The sequence below is a fragment of the Skermanella sp. genome (assembly GCF_059503625.1).
In genome coordinates, this window is sequence record NZ_JCACHA010000531.1 from 1 (window position 1) to 2,063 (window position 2,063).

Here is a 2,063-nt window from a genome sequence, read left to right on the forward strand (position 1 = left end):
GGCGACCATCTGGTCAGCCGCCTGCACGAACTCCTGCCCTGGAACTGGGCCGCCAGCGAGGCGCTGCGGGCACAAGCCGCCTGACATGGCCGCGATCAGCTCCGTCTTCACCATCGCCCGCGTCGCCGAGATGCTCGGTGAGGACGAGGATTTGCTGCACGAGGTCAGCCTCTACATGGAACCCGAGGACGGCGTCCTCTGGATCTACGGCGTCCGAGGCGAGGAAGTCCTGGCGTTCACTGCCTTCGGCATCGAGAACCTGCGCGACCTCATCCCTCTCTACAAAAAACCTGTCCCTGCGCCTTGAGCGGCCGGTTACCTCCCACGTGTGGGCGAAATCACCGAAACGGCAGGGCGGTTTGGACCGAAACAGGGTTCTCCCGCGCTTTCGATGCACACGGATGGCGGGTAGAGAATGAATGATTATATTCAGGAGGTGGCTCCGCTTCCAACGTGATCTTTATCCTTGTACAGCACCGAATTCTGCCTGCTGCCGCTAAACCTGGCGGTCGATCAACTGCGACCCGCCGACGATCATCTCGTCATTGAGGCGCATTCGACCTGCCTGTCGGCGAAATGCCCTTTGTGCGACTATCTCTCCTTGCGACGGCACAGTGGCTACAATCGCCGGCTGGCGGATCTGCCGTGGCAAGGCCGCCGGGTTGAACTTCACCTGCGCATTCGCCGCTTCCGCTGCGTCAATGACGATTGCCCGAGGCGGGTTTTCGCCGAGCGGTTGCCGGAGGTTACCGTGCCGATGGCGCGCCGCACGCTTCGCCTGCGCGAGACGCAACAGGATCTAGGCCTGGCGCTGGGCGGTGAAGCTGGCGCCCGCCTGGCTGGCCGGCTGGCGATGCCGCTCAGCCCCGACACCGTGCTGCGCCTGATCCGAGCGATCGTCCTAAAGCCCGCCGAGGCGCCGCGGGTGCTCGGTGTTGATGACTTCGCTTTCCGCCGTGACCAGCATTACGGCACGATCCTCTGCGATCTCGAACGTAGATGCGCGATCGACCTGCTGCCCGACCGGCAGGGCGAAACACTGGCGACATGGCTCAAAGAGCATCCCGGTTCCGAAATCGTCGCCCGCGACCGGGCCGGCGCCTTTGCCGACGGCATCCGTCAGGGCGCTCCCGAGGCGATCCAGGTCGCCGATCGTTTTCATCTTCTGTGCAACGCCTCCGACGCCCTCAAGCCGGTATTCGACCGTCATCATCGAGAGATCCGCCAAGCGATCCAGGCGACGGCGCCGACACCTTCCCCGGTATTCCGGCAGGAACCAAAGTCGAGAGCTGAGGACCGTGCCCGCGACCGGTTCAATGACCGCCAGGTCCGCTATGACGAGGTCGCCCGTCTGCGGCAGGCTGGCATGCCGATCAAGCGCATCGCCCGCGAACTTGACCTGGGCCACAAGACCGTGAAGCGCTGGCTGCGGGCAGGACATGCCCCGACTTGGCGTAAACCGCCCCGCCCGAAGATGATAGACCGTTACCGGGAGTACCTGGAGCGACGCTGGCGGGAGGGGTGCCACAATGCCGCTCAATTGTGGCGGGAGCTCTGCGATCAGGGTTTCACCGGCAAGTCGGGCGCAGTTCGCCAGTGGGCGATCCGGCAGCGCCGTGATCACGCTCCCGAACCCGCCGCCCTGTACCTCCCGGCTGTTCCGGTGCCGACCAGCCGGCAAGCCACCCGGTTGGTTCTGGCGGATCAGGCCAAGCTCGATGAGGCCGAACGCGACCTGGTGGCGACGCTGATCACCGCCGCGCCGGCGATCACCGAAGCGGTGACCCTGGTCCGGGACTTCGCCGCCATGATCCGCCAGCAGCAGGTTGACGCCCTTGATCCCTGGATCGCGGCGGCGCGTCAGAGCACGCTGCGCGGCTTTGCCGACAGTATCCAGCGCGACCGGGCTGCCATCAAAGCGGCGCTCACCCTGCCATGGAGTACCGGGCCGGTCGAAGGGCGGATCAACAAACTCAAGCTCGTGAAACGCCAAATGTATGGCCGTGCCAACTTTGATCTCCTACGCCAACGGGTGCTCGCGGCAGCCTGAAAACGAAGAAAAT

Annotated in this window: 2 protein-coding genes; both read left to right on the forward strand. The window is 64.7% G+C overall.

Annotated features, from left to right (window positions below; all coding sequences use genetic code 11):
* A partial coding sequence (locus AC5JJ6_RS11280) for a hypothetical protein (RefSeq protein WP_496042120.1) occupies positions 1-307 on the forward strand: 307 nt, incomplete at its 5' end.
* Positions 308-466: 159 nt separating this feature from the next.
* On the forward strand, positions 467-2,050 hold the full coding sequence (locus AC5JJ6_RS11285) for an ISL3 family transposase (RefSeq protein ID WP_496042121.1): 1,584 nt from the start codon (positions 467-469) through the stop codon (positions 2,048-2,050).
* The last annotated feature ends 13 nt before the right edge of the window (positions 2,051-2,063 follow it).